Source organism: Mesorhizobium sp. BR1-1-4, from assembly GCF_020165375.1.
Taxonomy (GTDB): Bacteria; Pseudomonadota; Alphaproteobacteria; order Rhizobiales; family Rhizobiaceae; genus Mesorhizobium; species Mesorhizobium australicum.
Window position 1 is genome coordinate 1 of the sequence record NZ_JAIUIB010000019.1, and the last position, 25,087, is coordinate 25,087.

Genomic DNA, 25,087 nt, shown 5'->3' on the forward strand with positions numbered 1-25,087 from the left:
CCCCGACAGACATTAGCGAGCGTGCAATTACCACGAGCCGGCGAACCAAGCTCTAATGTGACCCATCAAAGTTTATGTATTCCTTCCCCGCGGGCCGGTTTTTTCAATTCTTTTGCCGATCTCACTGTCCGCTGTTGCGGCCGGAACTTCTTCGTCGATCACGGTCACAGGCCCGACCAGCTGACCGAAAGATCTGCCGTTACCACCGCCCGCTGGGTTCCGCCGGCGGGATTTTTTGCTTCCGGCCGGGAACCGATCCTGTCGGCCCAAGTTCACTACTCGACGCCCCCGACAGAGGCGCCCGAGAGTTGTTCGGACAGTTTTCAAACAAGGCCCGCCACCGTTCCCTCAGTGGCGGGCTTTAGTGTGTTTAGCCGCGGCGAGGTGGATTTGAGTACCTACGTGAGACAGCGTATGGCTGAAATCAAAGATGATCCCTCGCGAGCTAAGGGCCGGCCTTCGCTAAGGCAGCTCTCCGCTGCCTCGCGGCTACTCGCGGTCCTGGGTTTCAGCAAGCGGTTGCTGATCCTTGTTCATCTGATGGATGGTGAGAGATCGGTGTCGGAGCTGGTCTCTTTGGTCGGTGGGACACAGTCCGCCCTTTCACAGCATTTGATCGATATGGCCAAACTCGGAATTGTCAAATCGCGAACCGAAGCCCAACGGCGGTTATATTCCTGCACGTCCGAGCAGGCGAAGATGCTCGTCGGCTTCCTCAGCAACCTCGCCGACGATGACAAACTCCCGGTGGGAAAAGGATCGGGAAAGAAGTCGTCTTCCTGGCGCCTCGGGTAAGCCGCAGACTGGCCGGCCTGAACAATCGCATACTCGTGGCCGACGCAGATCCAAGGGGGGCGTGATGCCGGAACTTGCCTCATGCGACATCGTGTTGGCGTTGGCCTGCCTTTCTGAATGCTCGCACCCTGTTTTCTCGGCGGCGCTGTTCGAGGCCGTGCCGTGATCGTTGGAGGCAATGCCGGAGATGGCGGCTTCCTGGGATCGGCCAAGGTGTTGCTAATATACAGCACCCCGGCTGCTTCTCGAGCGGCCTCGCTCGGACCGGCTTCCATCGGCGACCCGCTAGCGTCAAAATGACAGCGAACAATGCGAGACGGCGAAGATGGACAAGCAGCAAGATACCAGAACCATCGAGATGTGCTGCCTTCTAGCCGTGCCAGTGTCACTGCTTCTCACTGTGGTATTCGCTGGAATGGTCCTTGGCTGAACTGATACGCTCCAGGCAGCCTACGTCGGCTTGTCGACCAGTGTCGTCTTCCCCACCGATCACATGAACGAGAGGCGGGTAGCTGCCCCCCTGGTCGCCGTGCCCCCGGGGAGTTTACGATCCAGAATTGCTTCAAAATCTTGTACTTGGCTCTCGGAGCGCCAGCCGATTTGCAGGCGCTGCAAATCTGCAAATTAGAGCCCAGTGGACGAACACACTCGACACGTTGTTTCAGACGATGGTCGCTATCAGTGGCCGCGTGCAATGTGAAAACAATTGGCATCACGGTCGGAGGCAACGGCTGATCCTTAATGTGGCGCGTGATCAGCCGCCCCGAAATACGCGCCAGATGTCGGGCCAGTCGGCGGTAATCAGGAAGGCAGAGCCGCCGCCATTCCAGTTACGCCGAGGGACCCAACCACACGAGCTGCAGCACGTCACTTCTGCAGTGACTTCCTTGACGCTGGTCCGCTTGCCAAGTTGTGTGCTGGTCCGATCGCACCCAGGTGAAGTGCATGGCGCTAGCCGCAGCGGCAAGCTTGTGGCGCTATCTGGCCCGCGCAATCCCTATCAGGGAAAACTCAGCGTCGCGCGCAGGCGGCGTGCGAAGCCTATCAGGAGAGCTTCGCCGCCCGAGTGGGCCGTCAGTCACCTGCTCGCGATTGGCGCGCCACCATTCGACCAGGCGGGTGAGGCCCTGGTCCAGGTCAATGGTCGCCTTGAAGCCCAGCATCTTCTCTGCCTTCGACGTGTCGGCCAGGCGCCGCGAGACGGGGTTCACCTTGCGCTCGGGCCCGTACTCCGGCTGGAGTTTGGAGCCCATCACGCGCAGGAGCGAGGCGGCCAGGTCGTTCAGGCTAGTCTCCACGCCGCTGGCGATGTTGAACACGTCGTCCTCCACGTCCGACAGCAGGGAAAGGATGTTGGCTCGGGCGATGTCCTCGATATAGACGAAGTCCATGGTGGTGGACCCGTCGCCGAGGATCAGCGGGGGCTGGCCGGCGTCGATGCGGTCCATCCAGCGGATCAGAACCTCGGTATACTTACCGTGCAGGTCCATGCGCGGGCCGTACACGTTGAAATAGCGCAAGGCCACGTAGGGCAGGCCGTACATGTCGTTGAACGAGCGCAACAGGCCTTCCAGCATGATCTTGCTGGCGCCGTACCAGGTGCGGTTGTTGTAGGGATGGTGGCTCTCATCGGTCGGGAAGAGGTCGGCAAGGCCGTAGACCGAGGCCGAGGAGGCCGCGCAGATCTTTTTCACGCCTTTGGCCTGGGCGGCCTCAATGACGTTGTAGCTGCCATCGCACATGACGCCGAGGGCTTCGCGAGGCTCGGCGGCGCAGGCGATGACCCTCAAGGTTGCCATGTGGATGACGGCGTCCATCCCGTCAGTGGCCCTGTGGACAGCCGCCACGTCGCGAATGTCACCTTCGACGAGTTCGACGCGCGGGTCTTGCAGGGCGTCCTGGACGTTTTGCAGGCTGCCACGGACCAGGTTGTCGAGGATCACGATCTTTTCCGGCGCGTGCTCCTTCAGTAGCAGGTCGATGGTGGTCGAGCCGATCAGACCGCAGCCGCCGGTCACCAGGATGCGAGAGCCTTCAAGTTTCATCGTATTTCCCTGTCATCGGTTTGGAGGCGCCTTGGTAGGCCTGTTTCCGGCTGAGCGGGGACCCGCTCGTCATACGCTTGCTTGCAATTCCTTGACTGCGGCCACCACCACGTCCTGCTGCTGCTCCGTGAACTCCGGAAACATCGGTAGGGACAGAACCTCGGCGGCGGCCTTTTCGGAGTGCGGGAACTGGCTCTGCTTGTAGCCGAGGTCGGCGTAGGCGGGCAGCAGGTGCACCGGAATGGGATAGTGGATGCCCGACTGGATCCCCTGGGCGTTCAGCGCCTCCTGCCAGCCGGCGCGGTCGGGCGTGCGGATGGCGTAGATGTGGTAGACGTGGCGCACATCATCGCGCACGAAGGGGGTCGGCAGCCCGGTGCCGGCGAACATGGCGTCATAGCGGGCGGCAGTGGCGCGGCGCTGCTCGGTCCACCGGTCCAGGTACTTGAGCTTCACGCGCAGGATAGAGCCCTGAAGGCCTTCCAGTCGGTAGTTGTAGCCCTTGACTTCGTGGTGGTACTTCCGCTCGGCGCCCCAGTCGCGCAGCATGCGTACGGCGCGGTTGTGGTCGGCGTTGTCGGTCGTCAGCATACCGCCTTCGCCATAGGCGCCAAGGTTCTTGCCGGGATAGAAGCTGAAAGCCGCCATATCGCCGATGGCGCCGACGCGCTTGCCTTTGTATTCCGCGCCGTGAGCCTGGCAGGCGTCTTCCAGCACCATCAGGCCGTGCTTCCGGGCGATGGCCATGATCGGGTCCATGTCGGCCGGCTGGCCGTAGAGGTGGACCGGGATAATCGCCTTGGTGGCCGGCGTGACCGCGGCCTCGATCTGAGCCGGGTCGATGGTGTAGGTTGCAGGATCGATATCGACGAGCACGGGGGTCGCGCCTGTGTAGTAGATGGCCGCCACTGTCGCCACGAAGGTGAAGGGGGAGGTGATCACCTCGTCGCCGGGCCCAATCCCGGCGGCCAGCAGGCCCAGGTGCAGGGCGCTGGTGCCGGTATTGACGCCGGCGCCGAAGGCCGCTTGCGAATAGGCGGCGAATTCCTTTTCGAATTGAGCGACATCGGCGCCCAGGATGAACTGAGAGGTCTCCAGGGTGCGCTGAATGGCGGCATCTACCTCGGACTTGATCGAGACATACTGGGTAGTGAGATCGACGAACGGGATCATATCAGGCGGCGTCTTTGCGTCGCAGGTGAACGGTTTCGCCACGCCCGCGCATGGAACTGGTGGCGGCTTCGATGATTTCCACCACGCGCAGGCCAAGCCGACCATCAGCGGTCGGAACCTTCTTTTCGATAATGCAGTCGATCCACTCCTGGCCAGCGATGCGCAGGGCCTCCGTGGAGTCGAGCTTGGGCGCCCACATGTCGCCCGTCCGGTAGCCCACGCGCATCTCGTGGATCTTGGCCGGGTCGTCGGTGAAGGACACGCCCTTGTCGTAGACCTTGACCTTCTCGGACGGCTCCAGATCGTCATAGGTGATCATCTTGTTGGAGCCGCCCACCAGGATGTTGCGCACCTTCACCGGAGCCAGCCAACTCACATTAATGTGCGCCATCATGCCGGAGTCGTAAAACAGCGAGATATAGGCCAGATTTTCCGGCGTGCCGGGGAAATGGTTGATGCCGCTGGCCGAAACCGCGGTCGGATGCTCTTCGAACAGACGGTCGATGATCGCGAAATCGTGGACCGCCAGGTCGGAGATGACGTTCACGTCCTTCTGGAAGAGGCCCAGGTTCACCCGGGTCGCGTCGTAATAATAAATCTGGCCGAGGTCGCCGGCGGCGACGATCTCGCGCATCTTCCGGACTGCACCGGTATAAATGAAGGTGTGGTCGACGATCAGGGTCAATCCGCGCTTGTCGGCCTCATTGACCAGCATCCTGGCCTGTAGCGAGGTTTCGGTCATCGGCTTCTCGAGCCAGAGATGCTTGCCGGCCTTCAGCGCCGACATGCCCAGTTCGAAGTGGCTATTGACCGGCGTCGCCACGGCGATGGCGTCGATCTCGGGATCGCGGAATAGCGCCTGGACGTCCCTGGTGGTCTGGACACCCGGATAGCGACGCTCCACCAACTCGCGCTTCTTGGGATCCAGGTCGGCGACTATGCGGACCCGGGCATCGGGAAACTCCATGAAGTTGCGCAGGAGGTTCGGCCCCCAGTAGCCGTAACCGATGATGCCGATATTGATCATTTTGACCTACCCTTCACTCCACCCCCGGCCCGCCGGAGTCTTGGAGGCCCGTTGAAGCCTGTCGTCGGTTGAGAAAGGAAGTCGCCAATTGATCGTCCAATGTCGTGCCATCTCGACCTCTTCAACTCGTAGTTTGAAGCGGCAAAGCCGTGCGGTCACTATGGCCGTTGGGTCATCAAGACCTAACCAGCATCATCCAGCCAGGCGAGGGCGGGCCCTGGAAGTACCTCAAACGATCTCTCTAAATCCACCAAAGATCGCAATTCGGTGTATAGAAACCCTGCCGCAGGGGAGTCAGCCAGGCTTTGCGGTCCTTACGTCTCCGACCACGCGGGCTGGAACGCCGGCGGCAATGGCGAAGGCGGGGATATCACGGGTGACGACGGCGCCGGCGCCGATCAGTGCCCGCTCTCCGATGGTCACGCCCGGGGTGATAGTGGCGTTGGAGCCGATGGAGGCGCCCTTCTTGACCAGGGTCGGCTCGACCTTCCAGTCGGCATCACTCTGGGCGCTCCCGTCCAGGTTGGTGGCTCGGGGAAGGCGATCGTTGGTGAACATCACCCCATGACCGATGAAGACCTCGTCCTCGATGGTCACGCCCTCGCAGATGAATGTGTGCGAGGAGATCTTGCAGCGCTCGCCGATACAGGAATTTTTCTGAATCTCGACGAAGGCGCCGATGCGCGAGCCGTTACCGACCTCGCAGCCGTAGAGGTTCACCAGATTGGGGTGATGGACGACGACCTCGCCACGCAGAACCACACTGTCGGAAATCGGCATCGCTTCCCCTCTGGAGCTGTCTGTCGCGCCATCTCCTGCAAATCGGATGCGAGCCTTGGCGCGCGCTCAAAGATCGGATCGGCAGCGTCGGTGACCATTTCTATGTAACCTGCCTTGTCGCTTGGCAAGCCTTGGCCACTCGGTATAACAAGTTTTAAGGCAGGCTGCGACCTTGGGGGAAGGATGCCGGAAACGATGCGATCTGAAAGCGTGCCCTGCGAGCCAGAGGTGGCGCGTATGCGTCACAACTACGCAGAGTTCCAAAGCCTTCGCAGTGAGGCTGAGCGCTGCCTGGAGGCTGATGACCTCAACTCCGCGGCCGCCTATGTAGAGGCGGCCGTCACGCTTGCACGGAAGCGGCACTGCGGCTTCTATCGGTCAGAGCCGCTTGAGCAAATACTGATCGAGATCGCGCGACGGACGCTCTCCGCAAAGGCCGAAGCTGCGCGACCGGCGCGGACGCAGATCGGCCGCGTGCTGCATGTGGCCACCACTCTGAACGAGGTCGGCGGCCTCACGCGGATGATGCGCCGCTGGATCGCCGCCGATGAGGCACGTCATCACTCGTTGGCCCTGTTGCGCCATCCCGGCGAGCCGCCGCCGTCGGTGCGCGAGGCCGTGGAGGCTCGTGGCGGACACATCCATATGATCGGCGCGACGCGCGGCGGACCGGTGGAATGGGCCCGTGCGCTCCGCAAGTTGTCGCTCGATTTCGACCTCGTCGTCCTGCACGTCAGCAACGAGGACCCGACGCCGGGCATAGCCTTTGCTGACGAGCGCAACCGACCGCCCGTGGTCCTGATCAACCACGCCGACCACGCGTTCTGGGTCGGGCTATCGGTGTGCGACCTGATCGCCAGTTCGCGGGTGTCGGGCGAGCGGCTGGTGGTGGAACGGCGTGCGATCCCAGCGGAGCGTCACGCCATCCTGCCGATCCAGATCGATTTGCCGGTACGCAAGTACAGCCGGGCCGAGGCGCGGCAGAGGCTCGGCATTCCGGCCGGCGGACCGCTCCTGGTGTCCGTGGCGCGAGGCGTGAAATACCGCACGATGGGCGGGGTCTCGTTCGCCGATATGCATGTCGAGGCGCTCCTGGCTCGTCCCGATGCGCGATTGTTGGTCGTAGGGCCGGGGGAGCCGGTCGACTGGCAACAGGCCATAGCGGCGACTGGCGGGCGGATCATGGGACGGCCGGAGACGCCCGATCCGTCGCTCGCCTTCGAGGCGGCGGACATCTACCTTGACTCGTACCCCTTTGTTTCGATTACCTCGATGCTGGAAGCCGGCGGGCTGGGCGCGCCCTGCGTGACGCTGTTTCCCTATCCGTCGGATGCGAACGTCATGAGCACCGATATGCCCGGGCTGGCGCCAACCATTGGCTTTGCCACCTCCATGGCGGACTACAACCGCATCCTGGCGGACTGGCTCGCTGCCCCAGAGGCCCTGCGTCAGCGGGGCGATGAGACGGCGTCCAACGTCAAGCGGCTGCACACCGCGCCCAATTGGCTCGCAAGCCTGGAGGCGCTCTACGCCAAGGCCCTGGCGATCCCGCCAGTCACGCCGCTTCGTGGGCAGCGCGCGCCCGCGGACGAGGAATTCTATGACGGTTATCCCGACATCCTGCTCAATGGGGTGTTCGGCGAGTTCGACACGGTCGAGGCGATCCTGAAACGTTCTGTGCGCCTGATGTCGCTGCCCGAACGGCTACGGGTATGGGGGCGCCTGGCGCGGACCAGGACCTTCGACGGGCCCTGGGACGCCATCCGAAACCTGCTGCCTGAATGGCTGCCCCGGTTGGTGGCCGGCTAAGGAGCGGCAGTTAATTTTTGGGTTCAATTGTAAAGTTTGCCGGCCGGCACTTCGGCGGCCGCGTGTGCGATGCCAGGACGCAGACTGACCGGCCTTCAGGAGCGACCCGCACGAAGGGGGCTTCCAGTTCCGGCAGCCATCGTGATTTACACTTTTGATTTAGCAGGCTGCCCAAAAAGTGGCGGAGATACCCTTTTTGACTCTGGTCTGTGCATGGTTTGAATCTGATACGCTCCTCGACCAAAACAGTTTCGACAGCCTGTCAGAGCCTTGCTCTTTCTCCCGATAGAGGGGTGCCGTTCGACGGGATGGGGCTTTAGGCGCCTCGGGTTCGTCAGAAGCCATAGCTGTCTCAGGCTTGTTATTCGACTCGGGTAAAGGAAAGAGGGCGAAAGTGGGTATGCTTGGGCGAGCACCGAAGGTTCTGAAGCGCGCTGTGCGCGCGTTCGGTGTCGAAAGGCGTCATGTGGTCGGGCCACGTATGGCCATCGAACGTCAAGGTTTGTCCATTCTAGGCCGACGCGTACCCCGTTCAGGAGGCCGGATCCTGGCCTACCACTCGGTCGGCCAGCCGCTGATGGACCACAACGATGTGCCGCCGAAGCTGTTCCGTCGCCAGTTGGAGTGGGCTGCGGCGCGGGGCTACCGGTTCGTGCCAGCCTCGGAGATCGCGCGGACGGGGGGCGACCCAATGGACCTCGCCATCACGTTCGATGACGGCCTCCGCAGCGTGATGACCGTGGCTGCGCCGATCCTGAAAGACTTCGCGGTACCATGGAGCCTTTTCGTGGTCACCGACTGGAGCGAAGGTGGCTCGCCCTGGGCGACCGACGAGGTTCTGGGCTGGCGCGATCTGGAGCGCCTCGTCGCCGACGGCGCCGAAATCGGCAGCCACTCCGCGACCCATCCCGATTTTGGGCAACTGGACGGCCCCGCCGCGCGCGAGGAATTGGACCGTTCGCGCGCTATGATTGAGGCTCGGCTCGGCTTTGCGACGACGTCGTTCGCAATCCCGCTTGGCCAGTCGGCCAACTGGACGGCGGTTGCTATGCGGGAGGCCAAGGCAGCTGGCTATGATCTGGTCTACGCGCAGGCCGAGGAGACGCGTTCGGCCGGCACCATCGCGCGGACCTTCATCACGCGCTTCGACAGCATCCGAGTATTTTCGGCCGCCCTGTCGGGCGTCTTCGATCGGTGGGAGGAGTGGGGGTGAATAAGGTGCGCATCGTTTCTGTGGTCGTCCCGACCCGCGACCGTCCGCAGTTCCTGGACCCGGCGCTGGCGAGCATCCGCGCGCTGGAAGGCCCCGACCTGACGTTCGAGATTCTGGTTGGCGACAACGGCTCCAACCACGACGCCACCGCCAAGGTGACGCAAGCCCACGGCGCGCAGCACCTCATCGTGACAACTGCTGGCGCCGGGGCCGCGCGTAACGCGGCGATGCGGGCGGCCACAGGCGAGTTTCTAGCCTTTCTGGACGACGACGACGTCTGGACCGAGCAACATGTACGGTCGCACTTGCAAATCTTCGACTGCCAGCCGGAAGTCGAGGCGGTCTTCGGTCAGGTCGTGATGACCGATCCTAATCTGCGGCCCATAGCCGCCCCAATTCCCTATGACGTCCGCCTCGACGGCGACCATCTGAAGATGATGCTCGACGGCTATTTCCCGCAGATCGGCGCCACGATGGCGCGTGTCGGGGTACGCGACGTGTACGGTTATTTTGACGAGACCCTGCTGGCCGACCAGGACTGGGACTGGCAATTGCGCCTCGCCCGAGGAGGGCATATGGAGCATGTGACCGTGCCTTGCGTCTTGTTCCGCCAGCGTCCGTCGGGATCTTATGATGCCTTGGTCCTGAGCCGGATTCCCTATACGCGCAAGGTGTTCATGCGGCATGCCATGCCGGTGTGGCGCAAGTGGCGCTCGCCGAAAGAGTGGCTGCATTCCTATTTCGCCACGCTCTTGGGGTTCTACACCTATTTCGCCGATGCAGCGGTGGAGCGGGCGGCCAGGGGGGATGCCAAAGGCGTGCGATTCGCGGTGCGTCATGCGCTGCTGGTATTTCCGTTCCGGGCGGTAAGGCAGCTCGTGACGCCGACGCCGTTGCGCGCCGCATTCTTTTGGTCGATCGGCCTGGGTGCGCGCCCGCCGGCCGCCCAGGACGCGGCGTTGGACTGAATGGGGATGGAATTTAACCGTCGAATTGGCACTAGCGACGCCAACGACGCGCCGAATATCAGCGCCGGTGCCCCGGTCATCAGCATCGTCATCGCCACGCACAATCGCAGCCACGACGTTCTGGAGAACGTCAATGCCCTGCTGCCGCAGTGCGTGGGCCAGCCGGTGGAGGTCATCGTCATCGACAGCGCCTCGGCGCCGGCGCATGCCGAGGTGCTGGAGGACCTGAGGGGACGCGATGGACTGAGCCTCATCCGGCTCGACAAGCCCGGCGTTGCCCTGGCCCGCAACGCGGGTTTCGAGGCCGGTAGGGGCGAATGGATTGCGCTGCTGGACGACGACGCTGTGCCGCGCGCAGGCTGGGTAGAGGCGGCGATCACCTGCGCGGCCCGCTGTGACGTCCACACCGCCATCCTGGCTGGGCGGGTGATCCCACACTGGCCCGACAACGCCGGCAGCCTTGAAATGCCCCCGAGCAGCCTCGGGCCGCGGGCGCGCCTGTTATTGTCGGTGGTCGATGAGGACGGCTTCGTGGACACGACCCATCATCCCATTGGCGTCGGCGCCAACATGTTGTTCCGCCGCAGCGCGCTGGACGCGCTCGGCGGGTTCGACGTCACGACGGGTCGGGTCGGCTCGAACCTCGCCAGCGGGGAAGAGGCCCAGATGATGACCGACCTGATTGCGGCCGGCTATCGCTGCTGGTACTCGGACGCCTTCGTGGTGGACCACAAGGTCCATGCTGGCCGTCTTACGCGCGCATGGCTCACCGAGCGTGCCCGCAAGGAAGGCGAGGTGGAACTGAGGAGCTTGAAAACGCGGAGCCAGAGAATCGCGCGCGCGCTCAAAATGCTGATCGCAACCCCGCCACTGGCCGTGCTCCAGATCCGCGACCGGCCGGAACGCGAGTATTACCTTCGCCTGAACCACAACCTTGGCCTGCTGCGAAGGGTGCTCGGCTGGGCGAGCTGAGGGGCTCAGGCAGCGGCAGGCGCGGCTTTCTGCGTCGGCCGATGGGCCCAGGCCATGATGGGTCGTTCAAAGAATTGCCAGGAAAAGGTCGCCAGGCCTATGGTCAAAACAAGCTCGATGGGAGCCGAGATCCAATCCGGCGCTTGGAATACGACGCCGAACTTCCGGGCCGCTGCCTCGACGTTGTAGAAATGAATAAACTCGTGGAAAACGTAACAACCGTAGCTGATGCGTCCCAGGTTGCGCAGGGGCCAGGTCTCCAAAAGGGCGACGAAACGCGAGGCCTGGTTCCCCGCTATCTGGAGGACCAGAAGCGCGGCTGTAGCTGCGACTGCCGGCGCATAGACGCGCCAGATGATCTCGTCCTTAAGGATAGTGAGGGGCACGATGAGAAGGGTGAGCGCGGCGATGGCCTGGGCCGGCGTGGCAACCAGCCATGCCGGCACTCGCCGGTCGAGGTTCAGTCCTGCCAGACCGCCCGAAGCAAGATAACCAAAGCCGGTCATGGGATTCAGGCCGATGACCTTCGCCGACACTCCGGCCCATTCGAGGCCCGCCTGAGTGAAGAGACCCACAACTACGAATGCAACGCAGATGTGTCCGGCGGCCTTGCTGTGGGTGAACAGCAGCAACGGTGCAAACAATAGATAAAATTGCTCTTCGATCGCCAGCGTCCAGAAGTGGTTGAAGTGGCCCACCCAGTGGCCGGTCGTCAACACATAGATGTTTGTGGCGTAGAGCAGCATGGCCAGGCGCGCGCCGCCTTCGAAGCCGTCGAAATGAACGAACAGCGACGCGATCAGGAAGAAGCCGATCGTCGCGTAGTAGACGGGGAATATCCTGGCCGAACGCCGAAGATAGAAGCGCCCAAGACCTGCCAGCTTCGTCGTCTCGCCCGCCTCGACCGCCACCCGCGTGCGAGCCAGGATACGGGTGATCAAGAGGCCGCTGAGTGCGAAGAAGAGCATTACCCCGTCGCCGCCAAGGGATGCATACGTCCCTTGATGGAATTTGTGACTTATGAACACGAAGATGAAGGCGATCGCACGCAGGCCATCGAAACCCCTGATGCGGCGTTCGTTGTCGAGTCGCATTGGCCGTAGCTCCGCCCGCCTCTACCGCGTGGCCGCTTGCCGTCCCGGGGACAAGGCGGCGGCTGCGCTGCTGGCCTCGGCGCCCTCCCGCGCGGTCAATCTAGCCCCCAACCGTAGGAGCGGCCGTTCGAAGAAATGCCAGGAGAGCGTCGCCAGCGCGACCGTGATGAACAGCTCCACGGCCAGTTGCACGATAGGCGGCCCGTCAATGTTCATGTGCAGCTTATGGAACACCGCTTGGACTTCGTAAAAATGGACGAACTGGTGCAGGATGTAGAAGGCATAGCTCACCCGGCCGAGCGAGCGCAGAGGCCATAAGTTGAGGAAAGCCACGACTGGAGTCTGCTGGTTGCGGGCGATCTGGAACAGAAACAGGCCGGCAACCGTGCAGGTCAATGGTCCCCAGACGTTCCATGTGTCTCGGTAATAGCCGAACACCAGCGGGATCGCGATCAGGGTCAGGCCAGCCGCCGCCTGGGCTTGCGCACTCACCAGCCAGGCGCGCGGCTTGAGGTTATTCAAGGAGGCGACGAAGCCGCCGACGCCGAGCATGCCGAAAGCGATCAGCGGATCGACGTGGATGGCGTTCGGGTGGGTCCGCACGGACACTAGCCAAGCCAGCATGGCCGCGCCGGCGAGCATGAATCCGACGCAAATCCGAAGCAGGTATTTGCGCGGGGTGAACAGCAGGATCGGCGCGAAGAGCAGATAGAACTGTTCTTCCGCCGACAGCGACCAGAGGTGACCGAAATGGCCGTGGTCCCCAGTCGGCGTCATCGCGATATAGATGTTGGTGCCGTAGAGGGCGTAGATCGTCGCTTCCATGCGCGAGAATCCAACGAATGAGGTGAACAGCGAAGCCAGCGCGAAAACACCCAGACAGGCATAATAGAGCGGGAAAATGCGCAGGCTGCGGCGCAGATAGAAGTCACCCATCGAGCGCCATTTCGACTGCGTCCCGGCTTCGACCTTTCCGCGCATCTCCGACAGGATTGAGGAGATGAGCATGCCGCTGAGCACAAGAAAGAGCCAGACGCCGACGGAGCCATAGGAATCGTGATGGGGCAGCGTCGTCTTGTGGCTGATGAAGACCATCAGCACCGCGATCGCGCGCACGCCGTCGAAGCCGGCGATACGGTCTTCCGCCGGCCGGACCATGGTCCGCGACGGCTGAACGGCGAAAATCGCACCCTGATATATCGTTGCCATAGATCAATACTCGAGCCGATGCTCCGCAACCCAGCCATGCCCACGCCTGGGGCGGTCGGACTTTCGCGATTATAGACGCCTAACTGTTCGTCACATCAATTCGACTAGAAGGCGTAGGCTTTGAACGCGCTACCTTCCAGGGCTCCATCGCGCCAACTTTAGATTGATCTTCTTTAGGCGGCCGCCCCTGATCGGGCCGACGTGGCGAGCCCTTCTAGCGCCGGGCGCTGCCGGGCACGTGTTGTCCAGAGGCCAAAGCGCGCGTTAGAGTCTGCCGAACTAGCGCCCCAGCAAGGGGCAAGGCCACAACGAAGGCCCGCTGACGTCATAGCGGCAGCGCCTAGTTAGGCTTCATTGATGATGCCGCGCCGTCCCAAAATGGAGCAGCGGGGCCTGTGCCACATTGGCAGCGCCGCCGGCTCCGGCGTATCAGTCGGCCCGTCCGTGGATCCTATCTGCAGACGGCGAGTCACCGCGTAGCAGCGTTAAGAATGCCGACTTCTTCGTCGGTCAATATTATCTCGTAGCGCTGCTTTGAGTTCTTCGTGTAAATATCATCGGCCGTTATGGAGATTATAATGTCTCCATTTTGGTTGGTCTGCACATCCCTGACATGGATTGGCTCGCAAAATATGCATTTTGACAAGCCTGCTCTTCGGCTTGGCTGAGTGTTTACCCGCATTTGGAAAATCCCCAATTATTGCCTAGTAAGCTGGTTCAAGCAGTATTCATGCCAGATCCCTGTGGAGCCACTCACGGCTAGGTCATATTGCTGAACCCCTCGCTGTCAGCGTTAACCTATACGTCTAAGGGACGGTGCTCTGGCCATACATTGAGCTACCGGGAGGCCCTACACATTTGGGGTCACCCGTCAAAGCGTTGGGTCCAATATTGCCTGCCCCAGCGCAATGGTGCCGGACTCCGCAGATCCAGCTCCAATGTCGCGCGAGGCGGCGGGCGTTGAGCGTTTCACCGCAACGGCGAAAAGCTCTATCTCTTTGTTTTTGCGAAACTCCCAGAGGGCACCGGGACCTCGTCTCCTACAGCTCTGCCTTGAGGTGATCGGCCCGGCTTAGACCCCTCTGCGGGCGTCGTGCCGTCGACCCCCTGCAGTTAAGTGTCCTCATGCTCGGCCTGGTAGTCAGGAAGGGCGCGTTCCCTACGGTTCCTGCGCTCTGCACGACAGATTCAGGCGGAGCTGCCAGCCGAGTTAGAACGGCGACGTCACTTATTCCACTACGCCCGGCTCGTTGGCCGTTCCTGCCGTATCCCACAATAGGAGAAGGTGAGCGACCGGCTTTATCGTGATACGACGACTGCAACTTCTCACGCCGAGATACAACTTCCTTCAGCTGAGGTCCTCACATGATTCCGATCATCAAGCCCACGATGGATGGGGCCGAGGCCGAGGCGGCGCGCCGCGTCATCCTGTCCGGCTGGGTCACGCAGGGCCCGGAGGTCGCGGCCTTCGAGACGGAGTTCGCCACCTTCACCGGCGCGCCGCACGCCGCGGCCGTCTCGAACTGCACCACAGCGCTGCATCTGGCCCTGCTGGCCGCCGGGGTGATGCCCGGCCATGAGGTGGTCACGGTTAGCCACTCCTACATCGCCACGGCTAATTCCGTTGCCTATTGCGGCGCGATCCCGGTCTTCGTCGACATCGATCCGGCCACTTACAACATCGACCCGGCCCTGATCGAGCGAGCGCTTTCGGCCAAGACTAGGGCGATTCTGATCGTCCACCAGATGGGCTTGCCCTGCGACATGGCCGCGGTCGTCGATATCGCCAAGTCCAAGGGCTTGCCCGTGATCGAGGATGCGGCCTGCGCCAGCGGCAGCGAGATCTTCTGGAACGGGCGGTGGGAGAAGGTCGGCAAAGTGCACGGCGACGTGGCGTGCTTCTCCTTCCACCCGCGCAAGATCATGAGCACCGGCGACGGCGGTATGTTGACCACGAAGCACGCTGACTGGGCCGCCAAATTCAAGCTGTTGCGCCAGCACGGAATGAGCGTGCCCGACACAGTCCGCCACGGCTCGGCCCAGGTGATCTTCGAGAGCCACCCAGTGCTCGGCTACAACTATCGCATGACCGACATCCAGGCCGCTGTCGGCCGCGAGCAACTTAAGCGCCTGCCCGGAATCGTGGTCCGCCGCCGCGCGCTGGCCGCTCGCTACGCCGAATTGCTTGGCGAGGCGCAATGGCTGGGCCTGGTGCGCGAACCCTCCTACGTGCGAACCAATTGGCAGAGCTTCTGCGTCCGTCTGCCGGAGTCCGCCGACCAGCACACCGTCATGCAGGCTATGCTGGATGCCGGTATCGCCACACGGCGCGGCATCATGTGTGCCCACCGCGAGGACGTCTATGCCTCCCGACCGTTGCGCATGTCTCTGCAGGAGTCGGAGGCAGCCCAGGATCATGCCATCGTCCTTCCGCTTTACCCCCAGATGACCGACGAGGATCAACAGAAGGTCGCCTCGACCCTGATCGAGGCCACACGGTTTTAAGGGCGCGATATGGTGGCGATCCTGCATCGGGCCAGTCTCATCGAAGGTGAGCGATAGAAATGGCAAACGTTCGGCGCGCGGTGGTCGCGGTCTATTTCGAGAAGTACGCCACCCTCATCCTCAATTTCGCGACGCTCTACGTCTCGTCGCGGCTTTTGACCCCCAACGACATCGGCGCTGCCTTCCTTGGCGCCAGCATCCTCGCGCTCGCCGAGGGGCTTCGTGACTTCGGCGTGACCAACTACATCGTCAACGCCGAAACGCTTTCCAAGGAGGAAATACGCACCTCCTTCACCATGATGCTGGTGGTCGCCATCGTCCTTACAACGGCCTTCGTCGTGACGGCGGGCTTCTACGCCGACTTCGCGCACGAACCGCGTCTGGAGAATTTTGTCCGCACCGTGGCCTTTGGGTATCTGTTCTCCAGCATCGGTTCGCCGATCGTGGCTCTGCTTCGCCGCGACCTGAAATTCTGGAGTATCGCGGCCATAAACCTCGGCTCGGCCCTGGTCGGCAACATCACCACCACCGCTCTGGTGATGACGGGTGTCGGCTATATGAGCTTCGCCTGGGGCTCGCTGAGCTATCCGCTCTCCACCTTCGTCTTCGCCGTTCTCATACGTCCGGACCTGTCCATCTTCCGCATCCAGTTCACCAAATGGCGCGACATTCTGGCGTTCGGTGGATTCAACACCGCGACCGGCCTCCTGACCGGCCTCGGCGAGGTCATTCCGACCTTCATGCTGGGTCGGGCCAGCGGCACCACGGATGTCGGCCTCTACAGCCGAGGCCAGCAGGTCACGGAAATGCCCAGCCGTCTCGTCATATCGGCGATCTCGGCGGTGGCACTGCCGGGGTTCGCCGCCCTTGCGCGCACGGGTCATCCCCTCAAGGGGCCCTATCTCAGAGCCGCGGCCAGCCTGACGGCGTTCCACTGGCCGGGCCTGGCGATGGTCATCCTCTTCGCTCATCCCCTGGTGCACACCATACTGGGACCGCAATGGTACACCTCCATCCCGCTGGTGCAGGTGATGGCCGCGGCCACGATGCTCTACTTCCCCGTCCCATTGATGTTCCCGGCCTTGGTCGCCGCCGGCGGGATCCGCGACACGGCCAAGGCCTGGATCATTTCCCTGCCGATGACCAGCCTGATCATGATCCTGGCGGCCCAGCATGGCCCCTTCGCGCTGGCGCTCTCGATCTTCGCCACCACGCCGATCCAGGTGGGCGCTGGCCTTTGGTTCCTGATGCGGCGACTGAAGTTGAGCGTTGGCGAATATCTGTGGGCCCTGGTGCCGAGCGCCACCGCCACACTGGCCACGGCGCTGGGCCCGCTCGTCGTTATCGTGCTGAATGGCTTCGACATGAACATATCGGTCTTGCAGGCGGTTCTGGGCGGCGGGCTTGGCGCAATGTTCTGGTTCCTGGCGATGGGTTTGACCCGTCATCCCTTCGCCGCCGAACTGGCCTACCTGCTGAATAAGACCCAGGCCTTGGTGCCTGTGCACCTACACGTCCCCCTCCTCCTCATCCGGGGCTTCCTGGGCGAAGAAGCCGAACAGGGACGGGCGGCCGCGCCAGGCCCCGCGGTCGGCGAAACGTGATCCGCCCGGCCACGTCAACAAGGTCGCGCCCGCTACATTTTGGCGCGCAATGGTTGAAACATAAGGACGCAATATTGCGGGCCGTCCGGGCGGGGTGCAAGCTGTGTAATCTGCCGCCAACGGGGGACGGGCCGCCCTCTTTCAACAATTGCTTGGATGGCCGACAAGCAAGGACGGCACAGGGAAATCGGGGATGAGTCGCTCTGACGCCACAGATACCGCCCGGGCGAACCCCGCCGGCTCGGGCTTGAAGCGCGCGATGACCCATGTCGCCGCGCCCGCTGTGATCGCCACTGCCCGCATAGTCACCCGCTTCACGACGCGGGGCGTTCATATCGCCTGGTTCGACGCCTGGAACTCGACCCTCGACCAGGCCCTGGGCTTCTTGCCGGCCATTCCCGGCTGCGACCGCGACCTTTATCGCGAGCTCACCCGACCCACGAGCGCCCGCAAGCGCCACGCCCTGGCGACGGAGAATGGCCACCCGACCGCGCTCATTTCCCTGCGTCGCCGCCGCCGATACTGGGAGCCCGTCGCCTATCAATCGCTTTCCGGCGTGATCGCGCCTGCGTCCTCTCCCGCCGCCCTTGCTCGGGCGCTGCACGCCTTGGGCGTCGAGGTGCGGGTTGAGGCGGGGCTCGACAAGAGCGTCGTGGAGCTAAATCCGCGATCCTACTGGTCCCCGGACAACTACAGCGTCAATCTGCGGGGCGACTATGAGGCGCGCTGGAGCCGCAATCATCGCAAGAATGTGCGCCGGGCCCGCCAGCGCTGCGACGAATTCATGCGGCTTCGCATCGACGACGAGACCGACCTGGAATGGTGCTGCGCTCAATGGGGCCGCATGTGGGAAGGCAACGATGCCGAGGAGACGGTCGCTGCCGAGGATCGTCTGCGGTTCTGGCGCGCCTTCATGAAGCGGCAGACCGCCGGCAGCCCAATCCAGTTCCACACCTTGCACCTGCTCGATGGTGATCGGCGCACAGCCGGCGTCGTCCTGATGTGTCAGGACGGCGTCGTGCTCGGCCAATGCATCGTCCGCGATCCCGAATACGACCGCTTTTGGGTCGGTGTCCGCATAATGGAGGCTTCGATCGAATGGGCCGCACGCGTTGGGCATCGCCAGTTCGATCTCGGCTCCGGGCAAGACTACAAGCAGAGTTGGGGTGAGCCGGTGGCCGGTCGTTACGGTGCCATCTTTCGCCCGCGTGCGGTTAGCGCGCTGTATCGGCTCGGACTCCTGTGACTTCGCTGGGTGAATTCTTTTTTGTTTGATAGCGCAGCGACATTTACCCAATCGAGCGAACCGGCTCGAACTCTGCAAGACCGGGGACGACGGCCGACCCACCGCGGTGATCGCCTGGGCGAGAGCAGTCACTTCGCCGCTGAGGCACAAAGCCGGGGAAAACGGCTTTGTGAGGTATTAATTCGAAGATGCTAATATTATTGTTGCGTCCAGCCGGCAACGCCACCCACGGAGCCGGTCAGGCCCGACGGTCGGACAAATTGTACCCCAACAGGCTGTCGGGCCGCTTGCGCAGACTGCCTTATGTGAGTGCGCGCGGCCCGGCGCCTGCGGGGTTGGGGGTTATGGCGCCGGGCCTTGACCGGCAGGATCCTCAAATTTGCGCGCCGGCGACGTCGACATATATGCTATTGATTATATGAGTAGAATTCATCCAAACGAATAACGAAGGAGTAGAAGGCGAAGCGTGATTGGCACCTGGCCTACCCGAATTAAAAACAGGAAAGGTCGGACATGCAGGCCATATTGCCAACCAACCGGGCTGATGGCGGTTTGTGCTCCATCTATTTACTAGGGCGTAACAACCCCCAATAGCTCGCCTAAGCGGAGCGGTAAATGCGGAGAGGTTTGCAATTCCGCGCAGCTCTCTTTCCATCGCTGCAGATATTCAGCGACGGGAATTCCGCTGCGGCCACGCCAGCGGTTGAGAGCGCCGAGCGCTTCTATGCAATCGGGGTTCTGGTCGTATTCGGCGAGGATCGTCACGCTCATTGCCTGCGCGAACGGATTAAGACCGGGAATTTCGATCGCCCCCCGGTTGTCGGCGAACCAAGCGGCGGCGTCACGGGTGAGATCCTGACCATCGGCAAGGGTCGCGTAGGCGCGAACAATGTTCTGGCAATATTGGGCGATGGCGTCACCGAAAGCGTTATCGCCGACGAACGGGGGATGTTTTCTCCAGTCCTCCGCCAGACGTCCGAGGCCGCGCAATGAGAATGCTTCGACCATGGCTTCCTCAAGCCATTGACAGGGTGCGGCGGGCTTGGCGTCGGCTTGCCAACTGTTGGCAAACACATGGCCGAGTTCATGGCCAAACTGATACGCGAGCTTCGACCAGTCTCGCTCGCCGATATCGACGATGATCCATGCCACGCTGCTTCCGTCCGGGTGCAGCCAGATCGCGGGTTGGCCGGAGGTATGCGAGTCGACGCGCACGCGCGCTGGCTGTCGATCGGAGACAAGCCGGACGTCAGTCAGGCAGGAGCGCCGCATACGTTTGATGACCTGAGTGGCCGCGCCCTCCAACATGCGGCCCCAGTCACCGGCAAGCTCGATCGGAGCGTTAAGAAGGGTCGCAGAAGAGGCGTTTGGGTTTATCGGCATGGCGGCGTGACTGGTCTCCGAGTTGATCCTGGGCATCGCCGCGATTGATCCCGCCACAACGGTGCCAAGTACCAATTGCCGCCGCGTAAATAAAGTTGGCCCTTTGCCGGGTTCATCATCCAACCTTGGCGCCGATCGTCAGAGACACTTTGACACCTTCCGGCATGTCGCTTCTACCGTTGGCGGTACTTGATCAGATCTGGGGCAAGTCGGTGACGCCGGACCGCAGCATATTTACGTCCTCCAGCACAAATCGTACTTCCGCCTCATCGACGGTTGCCAGCCAGGCCTCTCTGTCGGTTACGCCGTACGAAATCAACAAACGACTTTCATCAGGATGCCAGGCCAGGCCGGCTGCGAATTCGATGCCCTTTTTGTTGAAGAAAAACGGGCGGGTCACTTTCTGTAGAGAGTTCTGTTTGTCGAACCATACGAAGCGGTGAAGATAGTAACGTCGATTTTCCGGTTGCCTCCATTGCACCTCGTGGATCAGGCACAGCCATCCTCCGTCGAACGCTATGAGCTGGCTGCCACCTCTGAATCGTTGCGCCGCAATCGGGGGCAAGGTTTCGCTGAGAGTGCGGGCCTGATCGTCGATGGTTCGGGTTGGATCGCATAGGTACATAAAGCGAAGCTCGTCTCCGCCTATATCCGACGGATTGGCCACCACTTGCGGCATCCAGTTTTTCTGATGAATCCGCTGCCCCGCCGGATGTAGAATGCGCCAGTCAGTAAGGTGGCAGGAACCACTTTCCTCGATCCGCGCTATAACCTGTTGGCACAGCGCGTCTTGCGAAAACTCGCGCACACACGCCGAGCCCCAGAGTTCACCATTTATCGCGAACAGACGCAGGTCCTCGAAACCAAGTACGCCTTTGTAGACAGGGTCCGGCATGTCGACCGGCGGCAAAATCTCGCTTGCTGATTGAATGTCCAAATCGTCGCTCAATCGGAGCAGAAAATTCCGGGTGCGGATTGCATCGCCGTTTGTTTCATACTGCAGCTCATCTTCCGTCATCGTGTAGTTCACGGTCCGCTGGGCGAGCACAATTTGCTTGCCTATTCTCGCCACCGACGGATTAGTTGGCCGGTAGCCGTCCGGCGCCGTGAAGCCCAGCGGACGGGCACTGAAGGACGGCATCAGGGCCAGGGCGGGCTGCACATAAAAGAAGGTGTTGGACCACGCCTGGTCTCTGGGACCGTCGCCAGCCCCTCTGTTCAGAGCAAGCCAGTTGCAGGCCGCGCGGCCGCGATCCTTCCGAGCGGGATCGCGGGCGTAATTCGCGACGATCGAATATTCCTCCTGGAGGCCGGTGGCATAGACAGAATCCTCTATGAAAAGGATATCCTGTTCAGGCCGCGCGATTGCCAGCCCGGCCTCACAGAAAAGCACGCTGGCATCGTTCATACCCTTTTCGCGATAATAACGGGCAAGGTCGTAAAGGGGCTCGGCGCGATGCGGTCGCTGGTTGAACGCGGCGAGTGCCTGTCGGACGAAGCCGGCATCGTCGCCCATCTTCTTCAGGCAGCGAGCCTCCTGCAGCCTGGCGTTCCACGCCTCCTCATCCCAGCCACCCATCGCGGCACGCTTGGCATAGGCGACCGCAGCCTCGGCTGTACGCCCGGCGTCGCGGTAGGATTGCGCCAAATAGAACCAGGAGCGATGGTTCTCTGGATCCTTTTCGAGGGCACCCAGCAGGAGTTTGATGTCCCGCTCGAACTTGTCGACCCGGTTCGAGCCTGTGGCGTGATCTTTATACCAAACCCCCCGAAGCTCCTTCGCGCCACCGGGTATGTCGATATATTCGTGGGTTACGCCATGGTAGCGCGCGCCGACATCGCGCTTGACCAAGCGCGTGTTCCAATAGGTAAGGCCCGAATCTGCCCGTTGCAGGAACCGATAGCCCGGTGCATCGAGCCGCTCGCGAAATGCCTTGTTTTCAACAACAAGCTGCATGTCCGCATCGTCGAACAGGAGATAGTCGTACGCAAGTGGCGAGGCATAGGCGTGGTCGAGTGCTGCATTGCGCGCTTGCCCGAAATTGTAGAAAGGAAACTCATGCAGTTCGCCCGGCAGATTGCGTGCGGCGAAGAAGTTGCGGATGAAATCCTGGGTTCCATCGGTCGAGCCGGTATCGCCAATGACCCAGCAATTGATGTGCTCCGCAACCGCGCCAAGACAGCGCTCGAGATTAGCCATCTCATTCTTGACGATCATGTTCAGACAAATTCGCCCGCCGTTTGTCATTTTCCGACTGCCCGCTCCTTGGATAATTGCGCACAGAGGCCGCCATATTTGCATTGCGGCTGTATAAGGGGCCCTCGATTGTCCCGGCTGGCCATGGACTAGCAGCTGTTGAATCTAGCTAGCCGCAGGCGCAATCGGATGCGGACTATGCCCCGCCAAGCTTTGGGTGTCTCAACTTCTTGCATGATCACTCATTTCATCGCCTGCTCTTCTACTTCGGTCGCAATCGACTCGTTGGAAAATGCCGGCGCGTGCCGTGTTAGCCAATGTTTGCGCCGGCGTAGAGGGATACTCTTTTTGGAGGAGCTTGCTCATACCAGCCATCGTCGGCATCAAACTTTTGGAGTATACGAGATTGCCGTGGTGTCAACGTAAGGTGTCTAAGTCACGGATTCCAATTGTCTTTCGTAACAAATTAAATCTACCACTCGCAGTTACCATTATAAATTGATCCATTTACAACCAGATTATTTCCAATTTACTAGACGTTTAGGTAACGAGAGTGGGCCACTGACTAGCCGAAGGGCGGCCGGGTCGTGGAGATCTGCAAAGCTAGGAGAATGTCGGGAGGGAGGCCACTTTGTGCGTCAGAGGCACAGGGTGTTTGCTTGCCACCATGGCGTCGTGCCGACTTCACCCGGGCGACGTCTTTCCGAAATTGATGTTCCTCGCATGTAGTTCGGGTCCCTCGCAAGTTGTCGCTGGCAAAGCAGTGCCACCGGGATGGGGGGCGTTTTGTATCGCATCGGATCTCACGAGAGTCAGGGCAATGAAACCCGCGGCTCGGACAAGCGTCGGGTCAACCGGCGGTCCGGCGCTGGAGAGAGTTCTTCCACTGCATTGGAGCTTGGGCGCCAGGTGCCTCAACAGGCCACTGCCTCGATCAAGGCCGGACCGCCTCCTGTTCGAGACCCCGGCGTGGCCCTCCACGGCGTCTCCGAAATCCTCTTCGTTGATCCCAACGTATCCGATCTCGGCGCAATCATCCGGCATCTGAGGCCGGAGATCGGGGCGATCGTTCTCGACGCCTGGAGGCCAGCGGCGCGTCAGATGGCGGCGGCGCTGGTAGACCGTTCGGAACTGCGCGCGATCCACATCATCGCGCACGGCGCGCCTGGCCGGGTCGCCTTTGCTGCTGGCGACTGGTCGTCCCAGACGCCGGCAGATGAGGCGGGCGACCTCGCCACGATCGGCGGCTCGCTCGACGAAGGCGGCGCTCTCGGGCTGTGGAGCTGCCAGGCGGGCGCCGGCGCTGAGGGATCTGATTTCATCGTTTCGCTGTCTCGGGCGGCCGGCAGGCCGGTCGCGGCAGCGTCGCACAACGTCGGTGCGCATGTGCTCGGCGGATTCTGGGAACTGAACGTGCGGACGGAGGGCGCCGAGGCGCAGCCGCCGCTAACGGAGGTGGGCATGGGAATCTATGCGGGAATTCTGATCGCCGAGGTGATGGTTACCGGTACCTTGCCGGTCGGCAATATGGCCGGGTCGGTCACCTACTACATCGTCGACATGAACCAGAAGGCCATCGTCGGTCAGGTCATGTTGCCCAGTGCGATGCCGAAGGCAATGCCCGTGTCCATGGCGGTCAAGGTGCCGAACGCAACAGCCTCGCTAGCCATCGGCACATTCGACGCCGCCGGCGACTTCCAGCGTTCCAGCATCCTGGGCGTGAGCGCCTCCGCGGAGCCAACCGGAGCGCTTGGGCCGTCTAGCAGATGATCGCTGATCCTCCAGACCTCCCATTTCGCAGTGCCGGCACTGCCGGCCTTTGTCGTTCTCGTGAGCTGACTTCGAGTCAAAAGGACCTCGCCATGGCCCGCGTTTCTGAAATTCTCTTTGTCGACCCCTCCGCGCCGGATCTGGGGACAATCCTGACCAACCTGCGGCCGGAGGTAGAAGCGATCATGCTGGACGGCCACCGACAGGTGGCGCGCCAGATTGCCGAGACACTGGAAGGGCGCAGCGGGTTGGTCGCCGTGCACGTGGTCGCCCACGGCTCGCCAGGCCGAATGCATTTCAGCTCGGGCGACTGGTCAGTCGACATGTTGGAGGATGCGGCGGATGACTTCGCGGCTATCGGCAGGGCGCTGAGCATCGACGGCGATTTCAGGCTGTGGAGCTGCGAGACGGGCAAGGGCCAGACAGGCGAGACGTTTGTCGAGGCGCTGCATGATGCGACCGGCGCGGAGGTCATGGCCGCGGCAGGGCTCGTGGGCGCCGAGGCGCTGAACGGAGCGTGGGACCTTGTGTCTGATGGTGAACGGGTGATGCCGCCTTTAACTGAAATGGGGGTGAGAAGGTTCGCCGCCATTCTAAGTCTTGAGGTCACCCTTACCGGTTCGCTTGACACATCCATGGGGGTGTCAGGCGTGTTCCCTGTGCAATATTATATAACAAATTCATCTGACGTTATTGTAGGCAGTTTTACGTTACCTTCTAGAACATCAACAGGTAATTTTTCTTCTGTTCAGATGATTGCAGACGTGCCGGTAAGCGGAAATTATAATATTATAGCTCTGGTTCCTACCAACAGCGATGACAATAATTCGAGCTATACCGTTGTAGCCGCGGGCACCTTCACAATTGCATCCTCAGGGGCGGGAACGATTGCGAGCCCAGACACCAGTAATTCAAATGGTGTCTTCAGGCTCACAGCTGTTTCTTCTAGCAGCAACGCAGGCGCCACCGGTGCGACTGGAGCTACAGGTTCGACTGGCGCCACAGGCGCCACAGGTTCGAGTGGAGCCACGGGTTCTACTGGTGCGACCGGCCCGGTGGGTTCGACTGGAGCGACCGGCGCCGCTGGCGTCACCGGTGATACTGGTGCAACCGGAGCCACGGGTGCAACGGGTGATACCGGAGCCTCGGGTGCAACCGGCGATACCGGAGCCACGGGTGCGACCGGGGATCCCGGCTCAACGGGTGCCACCGGCGCTACGGGTGCCACCGGCGCTACGGGCGACACCGGTGCGACTGGGGACACCGGCGCCACAGGTTCAACGGGTGCGGCTGGCGC

At 61.9% G+C, this 25,087-nt stretch carries 18 protein-coding genes; 10 read left to right on the top strand and 8 right to left on the bottom strand.

The window, feature by feature from the left end; translation table 11 throughout:
• Positions 1-795 (top strand): ArsR/SmtB family transcription factor (locus tag LB571_RS28450; protein ID WP_224599699.1); only part of this gene is annotated, 795 nt, incomplete at its 5' end.
• Positions 796-1,772: 977 nt separating this feature from the next.
• On the opposite strand, the gene LB571_RS28455 is transcribed toward LB571_RS28450, so the two are convergent.
• The 4 genes from LB571_RS28455 to LB571_RS28470 form a co-directional block, all read right to left on the bottom strand.
• Entirely contained in the window at positions 1,773-2,840 is a 1,068-nt protein-coding gene (locus LB571_RS28455; protein WP_224599701.1) for an NAD-dependent epimerase/dehydratase family protein, read from the bottom strand.
• 69 nt (positions 2,841-2,909) lie between these two features.
• Positions 2,910-4,013 (bottom strand): DegT/DnrJ/EryC1/StrS family aminotransferase, encoded by a 1,104-nt coding sequence (locus LB571_RS28460; protein WP_224599703.1) that lies wholly within the window; start codon positions 4,011-4,013, stop codon positions 2,910-2,912.
• Position 4,014: 1 nt separating this feature from the next.
• Entirely contained in the window at positions 4,015-5,040 is a 1,026-nt protein-coding gene (locus LB571_RS28465; RefSeq protein WP_140793325.1) for a Gfo/Idh/MocA family protein, read from the bottom strand.
• A 294-nt stretch (positions 5,041-5,334) separates the two neighbouring features.
• On the bottom strand, positions 5,335-5,820 hold the full coding sequence (locus LB571_RS28470; protein ID WP_140793327.1) for an acyltransferase: 486 nt from the start codon (positions 5,818-5,820) through the stop codon (positions 5,335-5,337).
• A 237-nt stretch (positions 5,821-6,057) separates the two neighbouring features.
• Between LB571_RS28470 and LB571_RS28475 the strand changes: the two genes are divergently transcribed.
• The 4 genes from LB571_RS28475 to LB571_RS28490 all read left to right on the top strand — a co-directional run bounded on the left by LB571_RS28475 (position 6,058) and on the right by LB571_RS28490 (position 10,782).
• The gene (locus LB571_RS28475; protein ID WP_224585920.1) at positions 6,058-7,629 is read left to right on the top strand and encodes a glycosyl transferase family 1; all 1,572 of its coding nucleotides are present in this window, start codon (positions 6,058-6,060) and stop codon (positions 7,627-7,629) included.
• A gap of 577 nt (positions 7,630-8,206) precedes the next feature.
• Entirely contained in the window at positions 8,207-8,842 is a 636-nt protein-coding gene (locus tag LB571_RS28480) for a polysaccharide deacetylase family protein (protein WP_224585917.1), read from the top strand.
• A complete protein-coding gene (locus LB571_RS28485) occupies positions 8,839-9,810 on the top strand; it encodes a glycosyltransferase family 2 protein (protein ID WP_224599705.1) in 972 nt (323 codons plus the stop codon). The genes LB571_RS28480 and LB571_RS28485 overlap by 4 nt, the downstream gene beginning before the upstream one ends.
• Entirely contained in the window at positions 9,811-10,782 is a 972-nt protein-coding gene (locus LB571_RS28490; protein WP_140793333.1) for a glycosyltransferase family 2 protein, read from the top strand.
• Between the two features lie 5 nt (positions 10,783-10,787).
• On the opposite strand, the gene LB571_RS28495 is transcribed toward LB571_RS28490, so the two are convergent.
• Both LB571_RS28495 and LB571_RS28500 read right to left on the bottom strand, forming a co-directional pair.
• The gene (locus LB571_RS28495; protein ID WP_224599707.1) at positions 10,788-11,876 is read right to left on the bottom strand and encodes an acyltransferase family protein; all 1,089 of its coding nucleotides are present in this window, start codon (positions 11,874-11,876) and stop codon (positions 10,788-10,790) included.
• Positions 11,877-11,897: 21 nt separating this feature from the next.
• Complete coding sequence (locus LB571_RS28500; protein ID WP_224599709.1) at positions 11,898-13,085, bottom strand: acyltransferase family protein; 1,188 nt, start codon at positions 13,083-13,085, stop codon at positions 11,898-11,900.
• A gap of 1,365 nt (positions 13,086-14,450) precedes the next feature.
• On the opposite strand from LB571_RS28500, the gene LB571_RS28505 reads away from it, so the two are divergent.
• The 3 genes from LB571_RS28505 (at position 14,451) to LB571_RS28515 (ending at position 18,440) form a co-directional block, all read left to right on the top strand.
• Entirely contained in the window at positions 14,451-15,590 is a 1,140-nt protein-coding gene (locus LB571_RS28505; RefSeq protein WP_140793339.1) for a DegT/DnrJ/EryC1/StrS family aminotransferase, read from the top strand.
• Positions 15,591-15,649: 59 nt separating this feature from the next.
• The gene (locus tag LB571_RS28510) at positions 15,650-17,194 is read left to right on the top strand and encodes an oligosaccharide flippase family protein (protein ID WP_140793341.1); all 1,545 of its coding nucleotides are present in this window, start codon (positions 15,650-15,652) and stop codon (positions 17,192-17,194) included.
• Between the two features lie 259 nt (positions 17,195-17,453).
• Positions 17,454-18,440 (top strand): GNAT family N-acetyltransferase, encoded by a 987-nt coding sequence (locus LB571_RS28515; RefSeq protein ID WP_181171503.1) that lies wholly within the window; start codon positions 17,454-17,456, stop codon positions 18,438-18,440.
• Positions 18,441-19,010: 570 nt separating this feature from the next.
• On the opposite strand, the gene LB571_RS28520 is transcribed toward LB571_RS28515, so the two are convergent.
• Both LB571_RS28520 and LB571_RS28525 read right to left on the bottom strand, forming a co-directional pair.
• Entirely contained in the window at positions 19,011-19,946 is a 936-nt protein-coding gene (locus tag LB571_RS28520; RefSeq protein WP_224585913.1) for a hypothetical protein, read from the bottom strand.
• A gap of 70 nt (positions 19,947-20,016) precedes the next feature.
• Positions 20,017-22,041 (bottom strand): tetratricopeptide repeat protein, encoded by a 2,025-nt coding sequence (locus LB571_RS28525; RefSeq protein ID WP_224599711.1) that lies wholly within the window; start codon positions 22,039-22,041, stop codon positions 20,017-20,019.
• 765 nt (positions 22,042-22,806) lie between these two features.
• Here LB571_RS28525 and LB571_RS28530 point away from each other — a divergent pair.
• Both LB571_RS28530 and LB571_RS28535 read left to right on the top strand, forming a co-directional pair.
• A complete protein-coding gene (locus tag LB571_RS28530) occupies positions 22,807-23,790 on the top strand; it encodes a DUF4347 domain-containing protein (RefSeq protein ID WP_224599713.1) in 984 nt (327 codons plus the stop codon).
• Positions 23,791-23,882: 92 nt separating this feature from the next.
• Positions 23,883-25,087: DUF4347 domain-containing protein (locus LB571_RS28535; protein WP_224599715.1), on the top strand; the 1,205-nt coding region annotated here is incomplete at its 3' end.

Bases quoted from the DNA above. Each gene is read 5' to 3' on its own strand.
- LB571_RS28465 (WP_140793325.1), bottom strand. From the start codon at position 5,040: ATGATCAATATCGGCATCATCGGTTACGGCTACTGGGGGCCGAACCTC.
- LB571_RS28470 (WP_140793327.1), bottom strand. From the start codon at position 5,820: ATGCCGATTTCCGACAGTGTGGTTCTGCGTGGCGAGGTCGTCGTCCAT.
- LB571_RS28475 (WP_224585920.1), top strand. From the start codon at position 6,058: ATGCGTCACAACTACGCAGAGTTCCAAAGCCTTCGCAGTGAGGCTGAG.
- LB571_RS28495 (WP_224599707.1), bottom strand. From the start codon at position 11,876: ATGCGACTCGACAACGAACGCCGCATCAGGGGTTTCGATGGCCTGCGT.
- LB571_RS28505 (WP_140793339.1), top strand. From the start codon at position 14,451: ATGATTCCGATCATCAAGCCCACGATGGATGGGGCCGAGGCCGAGGCG.
- LB571_RS28460 (WP_224599703.1), bottom strand. From the start codon at position 4,013: ATGATCCCGTTCGTCGATCTCACTACCCAGTATGTCTCGATCAAGTCC.
- LB571_RS28525 (WP_224599711.1), bottom strand. From the start codon at position 22,041: ATGATCGTCAAGAATGAGATGGCTAATCTCGAGCGCTGTCTTGGCGCG.
- LB571_RS28510 (WP_140793341.1), top strand. From the start codon at position 15,650: ATGGCAAACGTTCGGCGCGCGGTGGTCGCGGTCTATTTCGAGAAGTAC.
- LB571_RS28490 (WP_140793333.1), top strand. From the start codon at position 9,811: ATGGGGATGGAATTTAACCGTCGAATTGGCACTAGCGACGCCAACGAC.
- LB571_RS28515 (WP_181171503.1), top strand. From the start codon at position 17,454: ATGACCCATGTCGCCGCGCCCGCTGTGATCGCCACTGCCCGCATAGTC.
- LB571_RS28455 (WP_224599701.1), bottom strand. From the start codon at position 2,840: ATGAAACTTGAAGGCTCTCGCATCCTGGTGACCGGCGGCTGCGGTCTG.
- LB571_RS28480 (WP_224585917.1), top strand. From the start codon at position 8,207: ATGGACCACAACGATGTGCCGCCGAAGCTGTTCCGTCGCCAGTTGGAG.
- LB571_RS28500 (WP_224599709.1), bottom strand. From the start codon at position 13,085: ATGGCAACGATATATCAGGGTGCGATTTTCGCCGTTCAGCCGTCGCGG.